This is a genomic window from Haloarcula vallismortis ATCC 29715 (assembly GCF_000337775.1).
Lineage (GTDB): Archaea > Halobacteriota > Halobacteria > Halobacteriales > Haloarculaceae > Haloarcula > Haloarcula vallismortis.
The window spans coordinates 1-1,287 of sequence record NZ_AOLQ01000024.1 but is presented as its reverse complement, the minus strand read 5'-3'; the positions used below and the strand labels follow the sequence as shown (position 1 = coordinate 1,287).

The following is a 1,287-nucleotide window of genomic DNA, read 5'->3' as shown; positions in this document are numbered from 1 at the left end:
TTCGTTCTAGTTTAATGCGACTACCAACCGCTGTCTGTTGATTAGATATCGCCGGAACTACCGATGTCAGGAACCCGGTGAGAGTAATGCCATACTCCCCACCGGATTCAGTAGTCGTTGACCGGATTCAAAGAGCGTTTCCCTCCGATGAGTTGCGCGAGCGCGCTCGCGCAACGAATCTTATTCAGCGAGAGCGCAAGTTCGACTTCATTGCGCTGTTCTATACGCTCTCGTTTGGCTTCGCTGCTGGATCAGATCGCTCTATTCAGGCGTTTCTCGAACGCTTTGTCGAAGTCGCTGACTGTGACGAACTTACCCATCCGTCCTTCACCAACTGGTTCTCACCGACGCTCGTTGCGCTCCTTCGTGAGATTCTCGATGACGCCATCGAGAATCTCGATCCCGGCAGAAACGACCTTAGAGGGCGTCTCGAACACTTTCGAGACGTTCTCATCGTTGACGCCACGTTCATCTCACTCTATCAAGACGCCAACGATGTCTACACAGCGTCTGGCGACGACCAAGCCGGGCTGAAAGTACATCTCACCGAGTCGCTCTCAACCGGCCTTCCGACGAGATTCCAAACAAGCGACGGAACAACGCATGAACGGAGCCAGCTACCCACCGGCGAGTGGGTAGCTGGCGCACTCATCCTGTTCGATCTCGGCTTCTATGATTTCTGGCTATTCGACCGCATTGACGCCAACGACGGCTGGTTCGTTTCTCGCGTTAAGTCCAACGCTAACCCGAAAGTCGTCGAGGAGCTGCGGACGTGGCGGGGCAACAGTATTACGCTGGAAGGGAAGTCGCTGAAGGCCGTCCTCGACGACCTTCAGCGACAGGAGATCGACGTGCTCGTTGAACTGGAATTTGACCGCAAACGCGGATCTTCGGCTACTGCAACGAAGCAGTTCAGGCTGGTTGGTTTGCTCGACGAAAACAACGGTGAGTACCACCTGTACTTCACGAATCTGCCACAGAGCGACTACCCCGCGCCCGATATCGCGCAGCTCTATCGGGCGCGGTGGGAAGTGGAGTTGCTGTTCAAAGAGCTCAAATCCCGGTTCCGACTTGACGAGATCAACACGACCAAGCCGTACATCATCGAGGCGCTGATCATCATGGCGGCGATCTCGTTGATGATCAGCCGCGTGATCATCGACGAACTCCACGAACTGGAGGCGAAGCGCCGTGAGGCCGCGGACGCCGACGAGTCGGCGTCGCGGCACCCCCCTCGTCGCGGGTCACTAGCCGTCGAACGCCACGCACACCTGATCCAGTTATACC

General features: G+C 56.4%; 1 protein-coding gene. It reads left to right on the top strand.

All coding sequences use genetic code 11. The annotated features are described in order from the left end of the window. Window positions 1-86: 86 nt before the first annotated feature. A partial coding sequence (locus C437_RS06575; RefSeq protein WP_049919657.1) for an IS4 family transposase occupies window positions 87-1,287 on the top strand: 1,201 nt, incomplete at its 3' end.